Origin of the sequence: Streptomyces sp. DSM 40868, assembly GCF_011820545.1 — a bacterium.
GTDB classification, from domain to species: Bacteria; Actinomycetota; Actinomycetes; order Streptomycetales; family Streptomycetaceae; genus Streptomyces; species Streptomyces eurythermus.
In genome coordinates this window covers 3,604,289-3,624,236 of record NZ_CP050504.1, presented here as the reverse complement: position 1 = coordinate 3,624,236, position 19,948 = coordinate 3,604,289, and the positions used below count along the sequence as shown (strand labels likewise).

General features: G+C 73.3%; 15 protein-coding genes and 1 tRNA gene. 12 read left to right on the top strand and 4 right to left on the bottom strand.

Annotation, left to right across the window (positions count from 1 at the left end; genetic code table 11):
- The first annotated feature begins 21 nt into the window (after positions 1 to 21).
- The 6 genes from HB370_RS16355 to HB370_RS16330 all read left to right on the top strand — a co-directional run bounded on the left by HB370_RS16355 (position 22) and on the right by HB370_RS16330 (position 9,734).
- A complete protein-coding gene (locus HB370_RS16355) occupies positions 22 to 306 on the top strand; it encodes a DUF3039 domain-containing protein (RefSeq protein ID WP_030610517.1) in 285 nt (94 codons plus the stop codon).
- Positions 307 to 497: 191 nt separating this feature from the next.
- Positions 498 to 2,135 carry a beta-N-acetylhexosaminidase gene (locus HB370_RS16350; protein ID WP_037701593.1) on the top strand — a complete coding sequence of 546 codons (1,638 nt, stop codon included), beginning with the start codon at positions 498 to 500 and terminating at the stop codon, positions 2,133 to 2,135.
- Between the two features lie 283 nt (positions 2,136 to 2,418).
- Entirely contained in the window at positions 2,419 to 3,312 is an 894-nt protein-coding gene (locus HB370_RS16345; RefSeq protein ID WP_030782804.1) for an FAD binding domain-containing protein, read from the top strand.
- Positions 3,309 to 5,864 (top strand): 2Fe-2S iron-sulfur cluster-binding protein, encoded by a 2,556-nt coding sequence (locus HB370_RS16340; RefSeq protein WP_030782801.1) that lies wholly within the window; start codon positions 3,309 to 3,311, stop codon positions 5,862 to 5,864. Before HB370_RS16345 ends, HB370_RS16340 begins: the two co-directional genes overlap by 4 nt.
- Positions 5,861 to 8,170: a molybdopterin cofactor-binding domain-containing protein gene (locus HB370_RS16335; protein WP_030782798.1), complete on the top strand. Its 2,310-nt coding sequence runs from the start codon at positions 5,861 to 5,863 to the stop codon at positions 8,168 to 8,170. Before HB370_RS16340 ends, HB370_RS16335 begins: the two co-directional genes overlap by 4 nt.
- Before the next feature lie 406 nt (positions 8,171 to 8,576).
- The gene (locus HB370_RS16330) at positions 8,577 to 9,734 is read left to right on the top strand and encodes an SUKH-4 family immunity protein (RefSeq protein WP_030782795.1); all 1,158 of its coding nucleotides are present in this window, start codon (positions 8,577 to 8,579) and stop codon (positions 9,732 to 9,734) included.
- Between the two features lie 57 nt (positions 9,735 to 9,791).
- Here HB370_RS16330 and HB370_RS16325 read toward each other — a convergent pair whose 3' ends face one another.
- On the bottom strand, positions 9,792 to 11,162 hold the full coding sequence (locus HB370_RS16325) for a hypothetical protein (protein ID WP_030782793.1): 1,371 nt from the start codon (positions 11,160 to 11,162) through the stop codon (positions 9,792 to 9,794).
- Between the two features lie 634 nt (positions 11,163 to 11,796).
- On the opposite strand from HB370_RS16325, the gene HB370_RS16320 reads away from it, so the two are divergent.
- Both HB370_RS16320 and HB370_RS16315 read left to right on the top strand, forming a co-directional pair.
- Positions 11,797 to 11,940, top strand: coding sequence for a hypothetical protein (locus tag HB370_RS16320; protein WP_157855571.1), 144 nt, complete (start codon positions 11,797 to 11,799; stop codon positions 11,938 to 11,940).
- Between the two features lie 72 nt (positions 11,941 to 12,012).
- Positions 12,013 to 12,753 carry a hypothetical protein gene (locus tag HB370_RS16315; protein ID WP_157855570.1) on the top strand — a complete coding sequence of 247 codons (741 nt, stop codon included), beginning with the start codon at positions 12,013 to 12,015 and terminating at the stop codon, positions 12,751 to 12,753.
- 49 nt (positions 12,754 to 12,802) lie between these two features.
- Here the strand turns inward: HB370_RS16315 and HB370_RS16310 are convergent, their stop codons facing one another.
- Positions 12,803 to 13,324, bottom strand: a complete 522-nt coding sequence (locus HB370_RS16310; RefSeq protein WP_030782785.1) for a DinB family protein — start codon at positions 13,322 to 13,324, stop codon at positions 12,803 to 12,805.
- A gap of 125 nt (positions 13,325 to 13,449) precedes the next feature.
- Positions 13,450 to 13,524 (bottom strand) — tRNA-Cys (locus HB370_RS16305).
- Positions 13,525 to 13,701: 177 nt separating this feature from the next.
- Here HB370_RS16305 and HB370_RS16300 point away from each other — a divergent pair.
- The 4 genes from HB370_RS16300 to HB370_RS16285 all read left to right on the top strand — a co-directional run bounded on the left by HB370_RS16300 (position 13,702) and on the right by HB370_RS16285 (position 19,386).
- Positions 13,702 to 15,147, top strand: coding sequence for an MFS transporter (locus HB370_RS16300; RefSeq protein WP_030782781.1), 1,446 nt, complete (start codon positions 13,702 to 13,704; stop codon positions 15,145 to 15,147).
- A gap of 149 nt (positions 15,148 to 15,296) precedes the next feature.
- A complete protein-coding gene (locus HB370_RS16295) occupies positions 15,297 to 17,105 on the top strand; it encodes a DEAD/DEAH box helicase (RefSeq protein WP_030782778.1) in 1,809 nt (602 codons plus the stop codon).
- Positions 17,106 to 17,875: 770 nt separating this feature from the next.
- The gene (locus HB370_RS16290; protein WP_030782776.1) at positions 17,876 to 18,517 is read left to right on the top strand and encodes a helix-turn-helix domain-containing protein; all 642 of its coding nucleotides are present in this window, start codon (positions 17,876 to 17,878) and stop codon (positions 18,515 to 18,517) included.
- A gap of 77 nt (positions 18,518 to 18,594) precedes the next feature.
- Positions 18,595 to 19,386 carry a S16 family serine protease gene (locus HB370_RS16285; protein ID WP_030782772.1) on the top strand — a complete coding sequence of 264 codons (792 nt, stop codon included), beginning with the start codon at positions 18,595 to 18,597 and terminating at the stop codon, positions 19,384 to 19,386.
- Positions 19,387 to 19,419: 33 nt separating this feature from the next.
- On the opposite strand, the gene HB370_RS16280 is transcribed toward HB370_RS16285, so the two are convergent.
- A complete protein-coding gene (locus HB370_RS16280; protein ID WP_030782770.1) occupies positions 19,420 to 19,893 on the bottom strand; it encodes an Lrp/AsnC family transcriptional regulator in 474 nt (157 codons plus the stop codon).
- Between the last annotated feature and the right edge of the window lie 55 nt (positions 19,894 to 19,948).

Sequence of the window (19,948 nt, the reverse complement as noted above, 5' to 3'; positions counted from 1 at the left end):
GGCTTCAGTACCCTGGCTGTTATGAGCACTCTCGAGCCCGAGCGCGGGACTGGTACGGGGACCCTCGTAGAGCCGACGCCGCAGGTGTCCCACGGCGACGGTGACCACGAGCGCTTCGCCCACTACGTCCAGAAGGACAAGATCATGGCGAGCGCCCTCGACGGCACCCCCGTCGTGGCGCTGTGCGGCAAGGTCTGGGTGCCGGGCCGCGACCCGAAGAAGTACCCCGTCTGCCCGATGTGCAAGGAGATCTACGAATCCATGGGCAGCGGCGGCGACGACAAGGGCAAGGGCGGCGACAAGTAGGTCCCGGCCCGGCCGAGGCGGTGAGGTCCCCGGGACGCGCGTACGGCGCGTCCCGGGGATCTTCGTGTTTTCCGGCCGCCGAGTGGTCCAGACCTCTTGTGAGGGTCCGGCGCAGTGCCTAGCCTTCGAGGTGTCGCTTTGCGCAACGACCGTTGCGCATACTGCAACGACCTCCCCAGGGGGCTGAGGACGTGGAACTGATTCCGGCGCCGCGCGCCGTCGAGGAACCCACCGGACCGGGCGTGCCGCTCGGCCCGGACACCACACTGTGGGCCGCTCCGGGCACCGAATGCACCGAACGCTGGCTGCGCGCCACCCTCGGCGCCGCCCTGGACCTGCCGCTGCGCCCCGGGCCGCCGGACGCCCGCGACGGCGTACGGCTGCTCCTGGACGACACCCTCGCCCCCGAGGCGTACCGGCTCACCGCCGCTCCCGGGACCGGCGTGGAGATCCGCGGCGGCGGCCCGGCCGGCGTGTTCTGGGGCGCCCAGACCCTGCGCCAGCTGCTCGGCGCCGACGCCTTCCGCCGCGCCCCCCTGCGCCCGGCCGCGGCACGCTCCGTCCCCGCCGGGGTCGTCGAGGACGCCCCCCGCTTCCGCTGGCGCGGCCTGCTCCTCGACGTCGCCCGGCACTTCATGCCCAAGGAGGGCGTGCTGCGCTATCTGGACCTGATGGCCGCGCACAAACTCAACGTCCTGCACCTGCACCTGACGGACGATCAGGGCTGGCGGATCGAGATCCGGCGCTACCCGAAGCTGACCGAAATCGCCTCCTGGCGCTCGCGGACCAAATTCGGCCACCGCGCCTCACCGCTGTGGGACGAGAAACCGCACGGCGGTTACTACACCCAGGACGACATCCGGGAGATCGTCGCCTACGCCGCCGAGCGGCACATCAGCGTCGTCCCCGAGATCGACGTACCGGGCCACTCCCAGGCCGCCATCGCCGCCTACCCCGAACTCGGCAACACCGACGTCGTCGACACCAGCGCCCTCTCCGTCTGGGACACCTGGGGCATCTCGTCCAACGTGCTCGCCCCCACCGACACCACCCTGCGCTTCTACGAAGGGGTGTTCGAGGAGGTCCTGGAGCTGTTCCCCGCCGACGCCGCCGGGTTCTCCGCGTTCGTGCACGTCGGCGGCGACGAGTGCCGCAAGGAGCAGTGGACCGAGTCCGTCACCGCCAAGACCCGCATCGCCGACCTCGGCCTCACCGACGAGGACGCCCTCCAGTCCTGGTTCATCGGGCACTTCGACGCCTGGCTCGCCGCGCGCGGACGCCGCCTCATCGGCTGGGACGAGATCCTGGAGGGCGGGCTCGCGCCGGGCGCGGCCGTCGCCTCCTGGCGCGGCTACGCGGGCGGCATCGCCGCCGCCCGGGCCGGCCACGACGTGGTCATGTGCCCGGAGCAGTACGTGTACCTGGACCACCGGCAGGCCCCCGGCGACGACGAACCCGTGCCCATCGGCTTCGTACGCACCCTGGAGGACGTCTACCGGTTCGAACCGGTACCGGCCGGGCTCACCGAGGAGGAGGCCCGGCACGTACTGGGCACCCAGGCCAACGTGTGGACCGAGGTGCTGGAGGACTCCGCGCGCGTCGACTACCAGGCCTTCCCCCGCCTCGCCGCGTTCGCCGAGGTCGCCTGGAGCCCGCTGCCCGCCCCCGCCGACCGGGACTACGCGGACTTCGAACGCCGGATGACCGCCCACTACCGGCGACTTGACGCCCTCGGCGTCGCCTACCGGCCACCCGCCGGACCCCGCCCGTGGCAGCGCCGCCCCGGCGTGCCCGGCCGCCCGATCGAGGGACCGCCCCCGAACCGCTGACCGCACGGCACCCCGCCGGACCTGCCCCGCCCCGCACCTCCCCGCCCCCGAACAAGTACCGGAAAAACCCCGGCAGTATCACCGAAGAGTGGCAATCCGCACGCACCGCCGAAGGAGTGCGAAACCGGACCAACCCCCCGGTGAGGTGGGCGAAAGCCTCCTAGCGGACCCCCGCGTTCGGGCGTTGCGAAGATGTGCCAGAGTTGCGTCGTCCGCCCTGTCAGCACGTACCGTACGGCAACACAGGCGGGACCAGGTGGGGCAGCGGGAAGGGGCAGCCGGTTTGACCACGCACGCACCGCGGACGGCACAGGCCGTCACGTTGCCCACGACGCTGGACGAGGCGGTGGCGGCCCTCGCGGCCCTGCCCGCCGCCGTCCCCGTGGCGGGCGGCACCGACCTGATGGCCGCCGTCAACTCCGGTCAGCTCAGGCCCGCCGCGCTGGTGGGACTGGGCCGCATCAGCGAGATCCGCGGCTGGCAGTACCAGGACGGCCACGCGCTGCTCGGCGCGGGCCTCACCCACGCGCGCATGGGCCGCCCCGACTTCGCGGCCCTCATCCCGGCGCTCGCCGCCGCCGCGCGCGCCGCCGGCCCGCCGCACATCCGCAACGCGGGCACCCTGGGCGGCAACATCGCCTCCGCCGCCCCCACCGGGGACGCGCTGCCGGTGCTGGCCGCCCTGGAAGCGACGCTGGTCATCGCGGGCCCGGGCGGGGCCCGCCGGGAGATCCCGGTGTCGCACCTGCTGGCCGGCGTGGAGATGCTGCGCGGCGGCGAACTCATCGGCTACGTCCGCGTACCGCTGCTGCACGCCCCGCAGGTCTTCCTCAAGGCCACCGGACGCACCGGCCCGGGTCGCGCGCTGGCCTCCGTGGCCCTCGTCCTCGACCCCGCCCGGCGCGGTGTGCGCTGCGCCGTCGGCGCCATAGCGCCGATGCCGCTCAGGCCCCTGGAGGCCGAGCAGTGGATCGCGGGACTCATCGACTGGGACAACGACCGCGCCCTCGTCCCAGAGGCCCTGCACGCCTTCGGCGAGTACGTCGCCGCGGCCTGCATCCCCGACCCGGCCCCCGAACCCGACGGCACGGTGGCCCCGCTTCCGCCCGCCGTACTGCACCTGCGGCGCACCGTCGCCGCGCTGGCCCGACGAGCACTGGGGAGGGCGCTGTCGTGACCGACGACCAGCACGGAGAGGGCACGCCCCAGGGCGGCGGACGCTGGAACCCGCTGCCCCAGGGCGACTACGACGACGGCGCCACCGCCTTCGTCCAGCTCCCCGAGGGGGGCATCGACGCCCTGCTGACCGGTGACAGCCCGCTGGCCGCGCCGGGCCACGGCTACGTACCGCCGCCGATCACGGCCACGCACACCGACGGCACCGCCGGCTGGCCGGCGCCCGAGGGCGGCCAGTGGCCCGACCCGAACGCCGCGCCGGCCTCCTCGCACGCGGCGGACGACCGGTTCACCTACGAGCCCGGTGCCACCCAGCAGTGGACCTTCGAGGAACCCGCGGCACCAGCGGCCCCGGGGCACGACGTCACCGGGCAGTGGTCCATCCCCGTCGCCGGGGGCGAGCTGCCGGACGAGTCCGGCGAGTACACCACGTCCTCACTGGTCGATCAGTGGGGCGGCACCGCGCCGGCCACCCTGCCCGGCGGCGCCCCGGCCCCCTGGGCCACCCCCCACTCCTGGGACACCGCCACCCACCCGTCGGACACGGCACCGCAGACGTACGGCCCCGAGACCGGCTACGGACATGGCCCCGCCACGCACGGCGAGGGCTACCCGGACGGCCACGGGGGCGGCTACGGGGACACCGGGCACGTCGAGGGCGGTCACGAGGGTGCCGCCGGGCATGCCGGTGCGGGGTACGTGGACGCCGGGCACGTCGAGAGCGGTCACGAGGGCGCCGGGCACGCCGGTGCCGGTTACCCGGAGGCCGGGCACGTCGGCGGTGGTCACGCGGACGCCGGGCACGTCCCGGGTGGCGATGACGGTGCTGTGCCTGCGGGCGCGGGTCACTCCGGCGCCGGGCATGCCGGAGGCGAGCCTGAGGGTGCCGCCGGGCATGCCGGTACGGGCTACCCGGACGCCGGGCACGTCGAGGAGGGTCCCGGGGACGCGGAGCACGCCGGGCACGCCCTGCCGGAGGCGGGGCACACCGACGGCGGTCACCTCGGCGCCGGTGCCGTCGAGGCGGGGCACGCCGAGCACGGTCCCGTGGCGGGGCACGCCCACGCGGGGCACGCCGACGCGACCGACGGCGACACGCCCGGCGGTACGGTCGCGCCCGGCACCGCGGACACGCCCGGCGAACCGGCCGTACCGGCGTCTCGGCCGACCGGCCCCGGCGCGGCGCCGGAAGCGGACGCCCACGGCCTCGCGGAAGCCCCCGAGCGCCCTGTGGAAGCGCCGTCGGACCACGAACAGCCCACCGACCCGGCCTCAGCGCCCCAGCCCGCCACAGCGGCGCCCACGGCCTCCCCGGAGACCCACGGGGACCCGGCGGCGGCCCTCCCGGCGGCGGATCCCGCTGCCCACCCGGCCGACCCGCCCGGCACGCCCATCGCGCCCACCGGCACGCCGGCGGCGGCCGAGCAGCCCGCACCGGATCCCGCCGGAGCGCCGCATTCCGTCACCGACCCCACCGCGGCCCCGGAGCCCGGTGCCGACCCCGCCGTAGCCGCGCGGCCCGCCGCCCATCCCGCGGAACCCGCCGACACGGCCGCCGCCGACGCCGCCGACGCCGCCGACGCCACCGGCGCCGTCGATGACCCCGAGACCGCGGAGCAGCCGGCCGGGACCGCCGTACCCGAGGCCGCCGCGCCCCCGGCGGAACCCGCCGAGGAGCCCGCCGTCACGGAGCCGTCCGAGGACGACGGCGCCCCCGGCAACCCCCAGGCCGCCCACGAAACCCAGGAACACCCGGAAACCGGCGAGGCTCTGGAACCCCGGGAGGCCCAGGAGCCCGTACCCGACGGCGCCGAAGAGCCCCCCGCCGCCCCCCTGCCGCCGCACGACGACCACCCGCTCGCCTCCTACGTCCTGCGGGTCAACGGCACCGACCGGCCGGTCACGGACGCCTGGATCGGCGAGTCGCTGCTCTACGTGCTGCGCGAACGGCTCGGTCTCGCGGGTGCCAAGGACGGCTGCTCGCAGGGCGAGTGCGGGGCCTGCAACGTCCAGGTGGACGGCCGGCTGGTGGCGTCCTGCCTGGTCCCGGCGGTCACCACGGCCGGCAGCGAGGTCCGCACCGTCGAGGGCCTGGCCGTGGACGGGCAGCCCTCCGACGTCCAGCGCGCGCTGGCCCGCTGCGGTGCCGTGCAGTGCGGCTTCTGCGTGCCCGGCATGGCGATGACCGTGCACGACCTGCTGGAGGGCAACCCGGCGCCCACCGAGCTGGAGACCCGGCAGGCCCTGTGCGGCAACCTGTGCCGCTGCTCGGGCTACCGGGGCGTCCTGGAGGCCGTCAAGGAGGTCGTCGCCGAGCGCGAGGCGTCGCGTGAGGCGTCCCACGCCGGCCATGAGACGGACGCGGACGAGGCACGTATCCCGCACCAGGCGGCCCCGGGCTCCGGCGGTGTCCACCCGTCGGCCTTCGAGGCCCCCGGCGCGTTCGCCGCCCCCCGGCCCCCGGAGCAGTACGACGCGCCGGACCCGTACGGCACCACGCCCCCGGGACCGCAGGACCAGCAGCACTACGGCCAGGACGGAGGCCAGGCGTGAGCAATGAAGCCGGCATCGCGACCACCGCCCCGGAACCCGCCCCCGAGGCCGAGCCGTCGCCGCACGGTCTCGGCGTCTCCCTGCCGCACGCCGACGCCCGCGCCAAGACCGAGGGCACCTTCCCGTACGCCGCCGACCTGTGGGCCGAGGGCCTGCTGTGGGCGGCCGTACTGCGCTCCCCGCACGCGCACGCGCGCATCGTGTCCATCGACACCACGCACGCGCGCGAGATGCCCGGCGTCCGCGCCGTCATCACCCACGCGGACGTACCCGGCACCCCCCGCCACGGTCGCGGCACGCCCGACCGGCCGGTGTTCGCCTCCGACGTCGTACGCCACCACGGCGAGCCCATCGCGGCCGTGGCCGCCGACCACCCGGACACCGCGCGGATGGCCGCCGCCGCCGTCATCGTCGAGTACGAGGTCCTCGACCCCGTCACCGACCCGGAACAGGCATTCGAGGCCGAGCCGTTGCACCCCGACGGCAATCTGATCCGCCACATCCCGCTGCGCCACGGCGACCCGGAGGCGGTCGGCGAGGTCGTGGTCGAGGGCCTGTACCGCATCGGCCGCCAGGACCCCGCCCCCATCGGCGCCGAGGCCGGTCTGGCCGTGCCCCGCCCGGACGGCGGGGTGGAGCTGTACCTGGCCTCCACCGACCCCCACACCGACCGCAACACGGCCGCCGCCTGCTACGGCCTGTCACCCGATCGGGTGAAGATCGTCGTCACCGGGGTGCCCGGCGCCACGGCCGACCGCGAGGACCAGGGCTTCCAGCTCCCGCTCGGCCTGCTCGCGCTGCGCACCGGCTGCCCGGTGAAGCTCACGGCGACCCGCGAGGAGTCCTTCCTCGGCCACGCCCACCGCCACCCCACCCTGCTGCGCTACCGCCACCACGCCGACGCCGAGGGCCGGCTGGTCAAGGTCGAGGCGCAGATCCTGCTGGACGCGGGCGCGTACGCCGACACCTCCGCCGACGCCCTGGCCGCCGCCGTCTCCTTCGCGTGCGGCCCGTACGTCGTCCCGAACGCGTTCATCGAGGGCTGGGCCGTCCGCACCAACAACCCGCCCTCCGGCCACGTGCGCGGCGAGGGCGCCATGCAGGTGTGCGCCGCGTACGAGGCGCAGATGGACAAACTGGCGCGGAAACTGGGCGTGGACCCGGCCGAGCTGCGGCTGCGCAACGTCCTGGCGACCGGGGACGTCCTGCCCATCGGCCAGACCGTGACCTGCCCGGCGCCGGTCGCCGAACTCCTCCAGGCGGTACGGGACTACCCGCTGCCCGCGCTGCCGAAGGACACGCCCGAGGAGGAGTGGCTGCTGCCCGGCGGCCCCGAGGGCGCGGGCGAACCGGGCGCGGTGCGCCGGGGCGTCGGCTACGGCCTGGGCATGGTGCACATGCTGGGCGCGGAGGGCGCCGACGAGGTGTCCACGGCCACGGTCAAGGTCCACGGCGGGGTGGCCACCGTGCTGTGCGCCGCCGTGGAGACCGGCCAGGGCTTCACCACGCTGGCCCGGCAGATCGTCCAGGAGACCCTCGGCATCGAGGAGGTCCACGTCGCGCCCGTCGACACCGACCAGCCGCCGGCCGGCGCGGGCTGCCGGGGCCGGCACACCTGGGTGTCGGGCGGCGCGGTGGAGCGCGCGGCGAAGATGGTCCGCACCCAGCTCCTCCAGCCCCTCGCGCACAAGTTCGGCATGTCGACGGAGCTGCTCCAGATCACCGACGGCAAGATCACCTCGTACGACGGGGTGCTGTCGACCACCGTCATGGAGGCGCTGGAGGGCAAGGAGCTTTGGGCCACGGCCCAGTGCCGCCCGCACCCGACCGAGCCGCTGAACGCCTCCGGGCAGGGTGACGCCTTCGTGGGCCTCGCGTTCTGCGCGATCCGCGCGGTGGTGGACGTGGACGTGGAGCTGGGCTCGGTGCGGGTGGTGGAGCTGGCGGTCGCCCAGGACGTCGGCCGGGTCCTCAACCCGGCCCAGCTGGCGGCCCGGATCGAGGCCGGCGTCACCCAGGGCGTGGGCATCGCCCTCACCGAGAACCTGCGCGCGCCCCGCGGCCTGGTCCGCCACCCCGACCTGACCGGCTACGCCCTCCCGACCGCCCTGGACGCCCCCGACATCCGGATCGTCAAGCTGGTCGAGGAACGGGACGTGGTCGCGCCCTTCGGCGCCAAGTCGGTCAGCGCGGTCCCGGTGGTGACGGCCCCGGCGGCGATCGCCTCGGCGGTACGCGCCGCCACCGGCCGCCCGGTCAACCGGCTCCCGATCCGCCCGCAGGCGGCGGTGGCCACGGACCGATGAGCACACCGCCGGCCGATGGGGACGAGCGACGCCACGTCCCCTCGTCCGGCGAACCGTGCTCCGCGGCCCCGTCCGCCGGGCCGTGCTCTGTGGCTTCGTCCGGCGAGCCGCGTTACGAACCCCCTCCCGGGCCGGGCAGGCTGGCCCTGTGGATCCTGCTGTTCGCCGCGGCGGCACTGGCCGTTGTCCTCGGTGGGATCTACTTCACCTGAGCCGGACGGGGCGCGGGCTCCTGGACGCCGATCCGGCCGGGCGGGCAACGTGCCCGGCCCGGCCGACGTCTTGCCTGGTGGCGGCCGTTGTCAGTGGGGCGGCGTAGGCTGCGAAGCGGTGGGGGCACCTGCCCGGGACCGCGTACGACGGTGTGCGCGGGTCCGTCACGCACGGGGAAGATCGCGGGGGAGCGATGAGCACGACCGACGCCGGGGTTCCGGCGATCACGCTGACCGAGGCGGAACTGGACCGCTACGTCACCCACGCGCCGACGCGCGGCCTGCTCACGGACACCGGCCTGCCCCCGGTGACCGACCTGCTGACCTTCTCCCCGCTGCGCACGCACGGCCTGCGCACCCTCGCCGACGCCGCCGACGGCCCCCTGCGCCTGGCGGAGGACCTGCGCGGCCGGCTGGTCATAGGCGAACTGCTCACCCCGGCCGGGATGGAGCGCGAGTCGATCCTGCTCGACGGAGTGACCGGCGAGCTGACCACGGCGTTCCTGCGCGACCCGTACGACGCGCGCCCCTTAGCGTCGTCCCTGCACACGCTGCTGCGGTTCGCGGCGGTCACCGAGGAACTGGCGGGCCTGCGCGGCCGGTTCGCCTCCCTGGCGGGCCAGTACGGCCCGCAGACCGTGACCGAGGCGTCCCGCCGCCTCCTCACCCTCTTCGAGGAGGACTCGGACGGCGAGGTCCCGCCGTACTGGAAGGCGGCGGCCCTGCTCCGCCCCCTCGCCCTGGTCGCCGGCCCCGGTACGGTTTCGGGGCTCGCCCTGGACGTGCCCGCGCGGGTGCTGGACCAGGAGTTCGGGCACGGCAGGGTGACCAGGTTCGAGGAGGTCGACTTCCCGCCGACGCTCACCCACGAGCCGACGCGCCGCTTCCTGCGCGAGACGGGACTGCCGGAGTCCGGGGTCCTGTACCAGGCCGACACGGACGTCCCGCTGCCCACGCTCCGGGAGTACTTCACCGAGGAACACCCCGACCGCCCCGTCACCGACCTCCCGGCCCACTGCGACCACCTGATCCGCCTCGGCCACCTCAGGGACGAGACCAGCCTGGTGGTGGACGGCAGAACGGGCACGGTCCTGACCTTCAGCGAGCCGGACGCGACGCTCCACCCCCTCAACACCGACGTCTCCACACTGGCGTTCACCCTGTGGCTCATCCACCACGAGCGCGTGATCGACACCCACCTGGGCCACGAACTGGCCACCCACGCCTACGACCACCTGGTCGCCCTCATGATCCACACCCTGCAGTCCATAGACCCCACAGCCACCCTCCCGGAAACGACCTGGCACTACTGGACCCACTTGCTCCAGGACGAGACGGGCGGGGTGTTGTGACACGTCGGGCCATGGCCGGCGACGCTGTCGGGTCTGGGACGCCCTGAACGCCCTCGTTCAGGCGGCGGCCTTCTGCCGGGCCATCTCCCGGGCCCGGTCGTTGAGCTCCCGTACCTTCGCGTTCTTCAGGTAGGGACGGATGCGCCGCCGCATGATGTCGAAGTGTTCATCGGCCCGCGATGAGCTGAGCGTCGCGTAGTCGTCCAGGAAGGCGTGCCAGGTGGCACACGCCGCCTCGACGTGCCCGACCTCGAACTGCCGCTGGGCGAGCAGTCCGTTGGCGTGGGCGTTGCCCTGCTTCTCCTTGGGCGGGCGGACCCGGTTCGATGCCTGCATGGCCGTGATCGACCCGGGGACATCGCCCAGGGCGTGGAGTACGGCGGACTGGTGGAAGAAGTAGGCGGCCTGGTCGTAGCCCCCGATGGCGTCCCGCCGGGTGTCCGCCTTCGCCAGGGCGGCTTCGGTCTCCCTGAGCCGCGAGAAGGCCTGCCGACGGTCACCGACCAGCGCGGCCCCGTGCGCCTGCTGCCCCCGCAGGAAGGCGACAAGGCGTGGACCGGCGGAGGGTGCGGCCTCGGCGGCGGAGTCCGCCAGTTCCAGGGCCTTGTTCGCGTGCCGGAGGTTGGCGGCCTGGAGCGCCATGCCCCGCAGGGTGCGGCAGTACGTCACCTGATCGTCCGCCGCTTTCGCCAGGCCGAGGGCCTGCCGGTAGTACCGCTGGCCAAGTCCGTGCGCGCGCTCGTACATGGCCATCCACCCGGTCAGGTAGACCAGATCGGACGCGGCGGCCCGCATGTCCTTCTTCACGGCATCGTGGCCATCGGCCCGAAGGTACGAGGCGACCGAGTTCACAAGGAACGCGGCGGCCATGGGCCGCGCGTGCGCGCCCCCCAGTTCGTCGAGGATGTCGGCGATCCTGTCCGTCATGCTCCGGACCACGGCGACGTCCCCGGCGCCGATCCGGACGGTGCGGCCGGCGGCCTGGTGCTCCAGCCGGTCCAGCGTCTCCTCTGCGTCATCGAAGCGCGGTACCGCCAGCGTGGCCGAGTAGAGCGCGGTGGTCAGGACCGTGCGGCGAGATGGGTCCATGTCTGCCCTTCCGGTGTGAACCAGACCCTCAATGGTGTTCAGGTCGTGCTCGCCTGTCGCTACGTCCGATCCGGTCACGGTGGTGGATGAGCCGAGTCCCGCTTCCTCGAGGGTGACGGGGCGCCCGGTGCGGCGGGCCAAGGCCTCGATGACGACAGGGCGGACGTTCTTCCGGGGCATCGTGCCGTCGAGCCAGTGCTTCACGGAGGACTCGTCGTAGGTCAGCCGAAGCCCCCGCTCGGCACCGGTCCGGTTCACGGCCGATGCCAGTTGCCCGTACGTCCAGTCGGCTTCATCGAGCAACCGGGCAAGGCTTTCGTTCGGCTGGCGCTTCGGCATGTCGACCACTCTCCGCGAACTCGAAGTTCAAGTCGTTCAAGTTCTGCCCCGGCTCCCACCGTACCGCTGTGGGCGACGACTTGGTTGCGTAGAGCGACAACGTCAGTGAGAGGCGAGCAATGCGAGCAACTCAAGGAGCCGTCGTGGCTCCAGCCCATCGGTACCGCACTCCGGTCGCTGTCCGGCGACCGCTCCCCGGCGTGTGGGCGGCCCTATGAGGCAGCGGACCTATCCCGGCCCACCGGTGGATCTGCCGCTGGACGGGTGGCTGTACGAGGCCAGGCCGGAGCCCGGTTGTGCCAGGTGCGTGGAGCTGAAGACGCAACTCGACCGTGCCACGCGGCGGGGCGAGGCGAGCGCGCGCTTCGAGGCGGCCCGCAGCATCCGGCAGTGCACACACGAGGCCGCTGGGTGACCACGGCGGTGGAACAGAGAAGCCGGCCTTGATCCTCCGCTTCCCGTCTCGGCGGGAACTCCGCTCGCCCTGTGCAGGCCGGGGAGTCGGCAGGGGAGCGGCCAAAAGCGCCCACCCCTCGGTCTTGATCTTCGCGGGACCGGACCGAGGGGTGGGTCGGCAAGTGCACAAGGGCCGTGGGAAGGACCCTCGGCCGCAGCTTGAGAGAGGCAGAAGCCCATGACCCTCAAGGAAGCACTCGGCAGGAAGGCTACCGCGCGCGGTGGCGGCGACGACGGCGGCCACGGGTCCGATAACACGGACATCGAGGACGGCGACGGCCAGGGCGGTTCCGGTTCTCCCGGTCACCTGCACTTCTCCTGACCCCTTCCGAACCACGAAGGGAGTCCTCCGGTTTCTGCCGGGGGGCTCCCCCCTGCTCACGAGAGTCACGCCATGCATCTCCTAGTGGTCGACTGGGACTACTTCTTTCCGACTCCCACAGCCGGAGCGCCGGTTGCCGAGGACGCGCACTTGTACGCCTGGCCCGTCGCCGAGGACGCCGTACACGTCGAGATGATCTGGCTCCGGCGAGTCCGCGCGTTCCTGAAGGCGGGTGTATCCCTGCCGTACTGCGAGGGCTTCTTCGACTTCTGGGACCGGTTCGGCTTCTCCTCGGACGCGACACTCTTCTACGCCGACTCCAACGCGTGGGCCGGACAGCTCTTCCCCTCGAACCTGGGCGGGACCGGGCCGTGGGAATCGGTGCACCTGTACGACGCTCACCACGACTGTGGCTACCCGCCGAACCACCGCACCTTCGAGGAGTGGACGGCCAAGGGCCCAATCTCCGCCGAGAACTGGCTCCTCGCCCACTACTGGCACGGATCGAAGGTGTACGTCCGCTTCCCCCCGTGGCGGGAATCCATGACGAGACCCGCCGAACGGCCCCTGATCCCGGTGACCATGACCATCGATGACGGCCGTCCGCCCGGCGTCGTCTTCGACGCCGTGTTCGTCTGCCGCTCCGGGGCCTGGGTGCCGAGCTGGTGCGACGAACAGTTCGGTGCCTTCCTCGCCCGTTGCCCCGCCGCCCGGCGCGTCGAGATCCCCCAGAACCTCTGGAACCAGCCTCGCCCGGACGTCCTGCGCATGGCGGGACTGGAACGGAGGGTGAAGGGGGCACGGCAGCGGTAACGACCAGCTTGCGTGGGCTGGCCGACCAGGGGGCCGGTACGCGGGCCGGCTAGGTCAGGACCAGCCAGCGGCGACCGTCGAGCAGTTCGCGTGCGGCGTCCAGGTGGCCGGCGTGGCAGGCGGTCTCGGTGATGACGTGGAGCAGGACGTCGCGCAGGGTGTGCAGGTGCGGTTCGCCGAACAGGTCGTGGGGCCACCAGGCCAGGGGAGCGTCGGCAGGGGTCGCGGTGATGACGGCGTCGGCGAGTCTCGCCTCCTGCCGGTACCGGTCGAGCACGTCACCGGCCGGCACGTCGGGTGCCACCCGCCACGCCTCGTCTCCGCTCGTCAGCCCATCGATGACCTTCTCGTCACCGGCGACGACGGCACGGAACCAGAACCGCTCCACGTCCAGCGTGAGGTGCTGGACCAGCCCCAGGCAATGCCAGCCGGACGGCAGCACGGGCCGCCGCAGGGCCGTCGCGTCGAGCCCGTCGAGGATGCCGAGCACATGGCGCCGCTGCTCGTCCAGGACCCGGAGAAGCGCCCTGACCTCACCGTCCGGATGAGTTTCGCTCGGATTTTCGACCACGGTTACCCAGGATCCCTCAGTTCCCCTGCCGATGGGGAAGGTTGCCGGTATCCGGGACACTCGGCCGACGATGTTCCTGAGCCGTTCGGCCGACCACCCGCCAGTGGTCGGCCGCAGCGTCGGTGTGGAGGCCGTGGCGGGAATCGAACCCGCGTAACTCGCTTTGCAGGCGAGTCCCTCAACCACTCGGGCACACGGCCGTGTTGATGGGATGAACGTATGGGGTGGGGTGGGCGGGGCTCAAGAGGGGGGCGGGGGATGCAATGTGACTGCCATACGGCGTTCATGAAGGGGTGGTGGGTGTACGACCAAGGGATGAGGGGAGGTGGGGCTCCTGACAGGGGTCAAAGTTGGTTGTGGGCCTTACCCTGACGAGCATGAGCGCCCTCGAATCCCGCGACCCCGCTGTCCTTGATCCCCCGGCCGACCAGGCGACCGGTGTGTTGAGCCGGGCCTACCGGGCGCTCAGTGTCGGCATCGTGTCCGTCGTCGTGCTGATCGCGTTCGAGGCGACCGCCGTGGGCACGGCGATGCCGGTCGCCGCGCGGGAGCTGGACGGCGTGGCGCTGTACGCGTTCGCCTTCTCCGGTTACTTCACGACCAGCCTCTTCGGCATGGTGCTCGCCGGTCAGTGGTCCGACCGGCGGGGCCCGCTCGGCGCGCTGACCAGCGGGATCGGGGCCTTCGCCGCGGGCCTCGTCGTCGCCGGGACCGCGCAGGCCATGTGGGTGTTCATCCTCGGCCGCGCCGTGCAGGGGCTGGGCGGCGGGCTGGTCATCGTCGCGTTGTACGTCGTCGTGGGCCGGGCCTACCCCGAGCGGCTGCGGCCCGCGATCATGGCCGCGTTCGCCGCCGGGTGGGTCGTACCGTCCATCGTCGGCCCCCTCGCCTCCGGTGCCGTCACCGAGCAGCTCGGCTGGCGCTGGGTGTTCCTCGGCATCCCGGTCCTCGTCGTGTTCCCGCTCGCCCTCGCCCTGCCCCAGATACGCCGGCGGGCGGCGGGCCCGGTGGACGAGCGGGCCGGTGCCGCCGCCTTCGACCGGCGGCGGATCCGGCTCGCGCTCGGGATCTCCCTCGGCGCCGGGCTCCTCCAGTACGCCGCCCAGGACCTGCGGCTCCTCTCCCTGCTCCCCGGACTGGCCGGGGCGGCCCTGCTGGTCCCCGCCGTCCTCGGACTGCTGCCCCGGGGCACCTACCGGGCCGCCCGCGGCCTGCCCTCCGTCGTGCTGCTGCGGGGGCTGGCGGCCGGGTCCTTCATCGCCGCCGAGTCCTTCGTCCCGCTGATGCTGGTCACCCAGCGCGGGCTGTCGCCGACCCTCGCCGGGTTCTCGCTCGCGGCCGGCGGCGGCACCTGGGCGCTGGGCTCGTTCGTGCAGTCCCGGCCGCGCCTGGCGCCGTACCGGGAGCGGCTGATGACCCTCGGCATGGTGCTGGTCGCCACCGCGATCCTGACCGCGCCCAGCGTGCTGATCCACTCCGTGCCCGTGTGGACCGTCGCCGCCGCGTGGGGCGTCGGCTGCTTCGGGATGGGGCTGGTGATCTCCTCCACCAGCGTGCTGCTGCTGAAGCTGTCCGCCCCGGAGGAGGCCGGCACCAACTCCGCCGCGCTCCAGATCTCCGACGCCCTGTCCAACGTCGTCCTGCTGGCGGCGGCCGGCGCGGCCTTCGCCGCCCTGGGCGGTGGCAGCACCGCCGCCACCACGGCGGGCGAAGGCGGCCGTCCCGCCGCCTTCGCCGCCGTCTTCCTGCCGATGGCCGTGGTGGCACTGGTGGGCTCCTGGGTGACGACGCGGCTGCGGGAACGTACCGCGCACCCCGAGTGACCGGTGGTGGTCAGGGTGCTCACGGGGTCGCTGTGATGTCGCTCCCACCCGGGGGCGACCCCGGCTCGTTCACGCCGTGCGCGCGGGACGGCGCCGGTAGGGTGGCCCGGTTGTCGTACGTAGCCGCCCGACCCTGATCCACGGAGACCGTGACTACCACCGCCGCATCCTCCGCCACCTCCGCTTCCTCCCATCACCTCTCGCCCGCCTTCCCGGGCCGTGCCCCCTGGGGTACCGCCAGCAAGCTGCGTGCCTGGCAGCAGGGGGCGATGGAGAAGTACATCCAGGAGCAGCCGCGCGACTTCCTCGCCGTCGCCACGCCCGGCGCCGGCAAGACGACCTTCGCGCTGACCCTGGCCTCCTGGCTGCTGCACCACCACGTCGTGCAGCAGGTCACCGTGGTCGCTCCCACCGAGCACCTGAAGAAGCAGTGGGCCGAGGCCGCGGGCCGGATCGGGATCAGACTCGACCCGGAGTACAGCGCGGGCCCGCTCGGCCGGGAGTACGACGGCGTCGCCGTGACGTACGCCGGTGTGGGCGTCCGCCCGATGCTGCACCGCAACCGGGTCGAGCAGCGCAAGACCCTGGTGATCCTGGACGAGATCCACCACGCCGGTGACTCCAAGTCCTGGGGCGAGGCGTGCCTGGAGGCCTTCGAGCCGGCCACGCGACGGCTGGCGCTGACCGGTACGCCGTTCCGCTCCGACACCAACCCGATCCCCTTCGTGACGTACGAGGAGGACAACGCGGGTATCCGGCGCTCCGCCGCCGACTACACCTACGGCTACGGCTCCGCGCTGGCGGACGGTGTCGTCCGGCCGGTGATCTTCCTCTCCTACAGCGGCAACATGCGCTGGCGCACCAAGGCCGGTGACGAGGTCGCCGCCCGGCTCGGCGAGCCGATGACCAAGGACGCGGTCAGCCAGGCGTGGCGTACGGCCCTCGACCCGCGTGGCGACTGGATGCCGAGCGTGCTGCGCGCCGCCGACCAGCGGCTGACCGAGGTCCGCAAAGCCATCCCGGACGCGGGCGCGCTCGTCATCGCCTCCGACCAGGACTCCGCGCGCGCGTACGCCAAGCTCATCCGGGAGATCACGGGGACGAAGGCGACGCTCGTGCTCTCGGACGACGCCGGCGCCTCGAAGAGGATCGACGAGTTCAGCGCGAGCGACGACCGGTGGATGGTCGCCGTCCGCATGGTGTCCGAGGGCGTCGACGTGCCGCGGCTCGCGGTCGGGGTGTACGCCACGACGATCTCGACGCCGCTGTTCTTCGCGCAGGCCGTCGGGCGTTTCGTACGGTCCCGGCGGCGCGGCGAGACCGCGTCCGTGTTCCTGCCGACCGTGCCCGACCTGCTGACCTTCGCCAACGAGATGGAGAAGGAACGGGACCACGCCCTCGACAAGCCGAAGAAGGAGGGCGAGGAGGACCCGTACGCCGAATCCGAGAAGGAGATGGATGAGGCGAACAAGCAGCAGGACGAGGACACCGGCGAGCAGGACATGCTGCCGTTCGAGGCGCTGGAGTCCGACGCCGTGTTCGACCGGGTGCTGTACGACGGCGCCGAGTTCGGCATGCAGGCGCACCCCGGGAGCGAGGAGGAGCAGGACTACCTGGGGATTCCGGGGCTGCTGGAGCCCGAGCAGGTGCAGTTGCTGCTGCAGAAGCGGCAGGCCCGGCAGATCGCGCACAGCCGGAAGAAGCCGGATACGGAGGCCGATCTGCTGGAGCTGCCGGCCGAGCGGCGGCCGGTGGTGACGCACAAGGAGCTGATGGAGCTGCGGAAGCGGCTGAACACCATGGTCAGCGCGTATGTGCACCAGAGCGGTAAGCCGCACGGGGTGATCCATACCGAGCTGCGGCGGGTGTGCGGGGGGCCGCCGAGTGCGGAGGCCACGGCGGGACAGCTGCGGCAGCGGATCGCCAAGGTCCAGGAGTGGGCGACCCGAATGAAGTGACGGCCGCGCACCAGAAGTTCCTTGCCCGCCCACCCACCCGACTCGCTCGGCTGAATGATCACCGCCACGGGGCTCCGCCCCGGACCCCGGGGGGCGGGGGACCCGGCTCGGCGGCTGAGACGCCACCGTTGCGGGGCTTCGCCCCGGACCCCGGTGGCGGGGCGCGCGGGTGGGGCGCTGGGAGGTGGGCCGGGGATCCGGCTCGCCGGCTGAGCGGTCACCGCCACGGGGCTTCGCCCCGGGCCCCGGGGATGGGGTAAGGGGACGAGGGCCGCAGTTCCGGTTCGGTGGGTGAGTGGTTCCCGTCGCGGGGCTCCGCCCCGGACCCGGCGGCGGGGCGCGCAGGTGAGGTGCTGGGACGAGGGCCGGGGATCCGGCTCGGCGGCTGAGCGGTCACCGCCACGGGGCTTCGCCCGGGGCCCCGGAGATAGCGTGCCGGGCTGAGGCGCGCGGGTGGGCTGCGGGGATCCCGTTCGACTCGGTTTCGACGCCGCCCCGTGTGCGTATCCGGACGAATGCAGCCAGGCCGGATCTGCCCTTGCCCGGATTCTGGACTGAGACTTCCGCTCAGCGAACCCGCTTCGCTACTGTCCGGCTACGCACACGCCCCGTGGCAGCGCCGCCGCGGAGCGCAGCCGTGAAGCGACAGGGCCTGGAGCCGCCGGGCCGTCCTGCCGATCGGCGGCCTCTGAAGCGCGTCGCCGACGGGACTCGGTGACGCATCCGCCGCTCAGGGACCCGCCGACCTCACCGTCGAAGGAGTGGGCGTCGTGACCGCGGAGACCTCTCAGACGCTCGACCGGGGACTGCGCGTCCTCAAGCTGCTGGCCGACACCGACCATGGGCTGACCGTCACCGAGTTGTCCACCAAACTGGGCGTGAACCGGACCGTCGTATACCGGTTGCTCGCCACCCTCGAACAACACGCGCTCGTACGCCGGGACTTGGGCGGCCGGGCCCGGGTCGGCCTCGGAGTGCTGCGACTCGGCCGGCAGGTGCATCCGCTGGTACGCGAGGCCGCGCTGCCCGCACTGCGCTCCCTCGCCGAGGACATAGGGGCGACCGCGCACCTGACGCTGGTGGACGGCTCGGAGGCGCTCGCCGTCGCCGTGGTCGAGCCCACCTGGACCGATTACCACGTGGCGTACCGGGCCGGCTTCCGGCACCCCCTCGACCGGGGGGCCGCGGGCAGGGCCATCCTGGCCGCGCGCCAGTCGCCGTCCGCCGACCCCGGCTACACCCTCACCCACGGCGAACTCGAGGCCGGCGCGAGCGGGGCCGCCGCGCCACTGGTCGGGGTCACCGGCGTCGAGGGCAGCGTGGGCGTGGTGATGCTGGCCGACGCCGTACCGGAGCGGGTCGGCGAGCGGGTGGTGGAAGCGGCCCGCGAGGTCGCCGAAGCACTGCGCTGACCAAGCGGCAGCACTGCGCTGACCGCGCGGCCCGGACACGGCGAGGGCCCCCGCGGCCCTCACGTTAGATTGATTCCGTGCTCTCACGTCTCACACGCCCCCAGGCCCTCGCCGTCAGCGCGCTGCCCGTCGTGGCCCTGCTCGCCACGGCGGCGTTCGCGCCGCTGCCGTTCTCCGTGGCGCAGCCCGGCTCGACGGCGAACGTGCTCGGCGAGAACCAGGGCACCCCGGTGATCACCGTCTCCGGCACGCCGACCCGCAAGACCAGCGGGCAGCTGCGGATGACCACGATCGTGGCGACCGGCCCGGACGCCCGGGTCTCCCTCGGTGACGTGGTCGGCGACTGGTTCCGTACCGACCGGGCCGTCATGCCGCGCGACTCGGTCTATCCGAAGGGCGACACCGTCAAGGAGATCGAGAAGCACAACCTGGCGCAGATGCGCGAGTCCCAGGACTCGGCCACCCAGGCGGCGCTGAAGCACCTCGGGCTCAGCCCGGACAAGGTCAAGGTCACGCTGCGCCTCGCCGACGTGGGCGGGCCCAGCGCGGGCCTGCTGTTCAGCCTCGGCATCATCGACAAGCTGGACGGCGACGGCAGCGGCGGCGACCTCACGGGCGGCCGCACCATCGCCGGTACGGGCACGATCGACGGCTCCGGCAAGGTCGGCGCGGTCGGCGGCGTGGGCCTGAAGACCCAGGCCGCGCGCCGGGACGGGGCGACCGTGTTCCTGGTGCCGAAGGCGGAGTGCGCCGAGGCCGAGGCCGAGCTGCCCGAGGGGCTGCGCCTGGTGCCGGTGACCACGCTCAAGGGCGCCGTCGACGCCCTGGTGGCCCTGGAGAAGGGCAAGGGCCCGGTCCCGAGCTGCTGAGCCCCCGGCCGAAACCCCGGCCGCCCCGCCCGCTCACCTCCCCTCCCGCGCCGCCTGTTCCACCAGCGGGATCACCCGCAGCGGTACCGGTGTCTCCATCACGATCGTCGTGGAGGCCCGGACGATGCCGTCGAAGCCCACCACCCGGTCGATCACCCGTTGCAGATCGGCGTTCGAGCGGGCCACCAGCCGGCACAGCATGTCCCCGTTGCCGGTGGTGGTCAGCAGTTCCAGCACCTCCGGCACGGTCGCCAGGTGCGCGCGGACGTCGGCGCCCTGGCCCTGGCGGATCTGGAGGGTGGCGAACGCGGTGACCGGGTAGCCGAGGGCCGCCGGGTCCACCTGCGGGCCGAAGCCCCGGATGACCCCGTTCGACCGCAGCCGGTCCAGCCGGGCCTGCACGGTGCCCCGGGCCACCCCCAGCCGCCGGGACATCTCCAGCACGCCGACGCGCGGTTCCTCGGCCAGCAGCACGATGATCCGCCCGTCCAGATGATCGATCGCCACGGGACCCCCTGAGATGGTCAGCCTGTACAGAAAGACCGTAGGAACGGCCGTACCG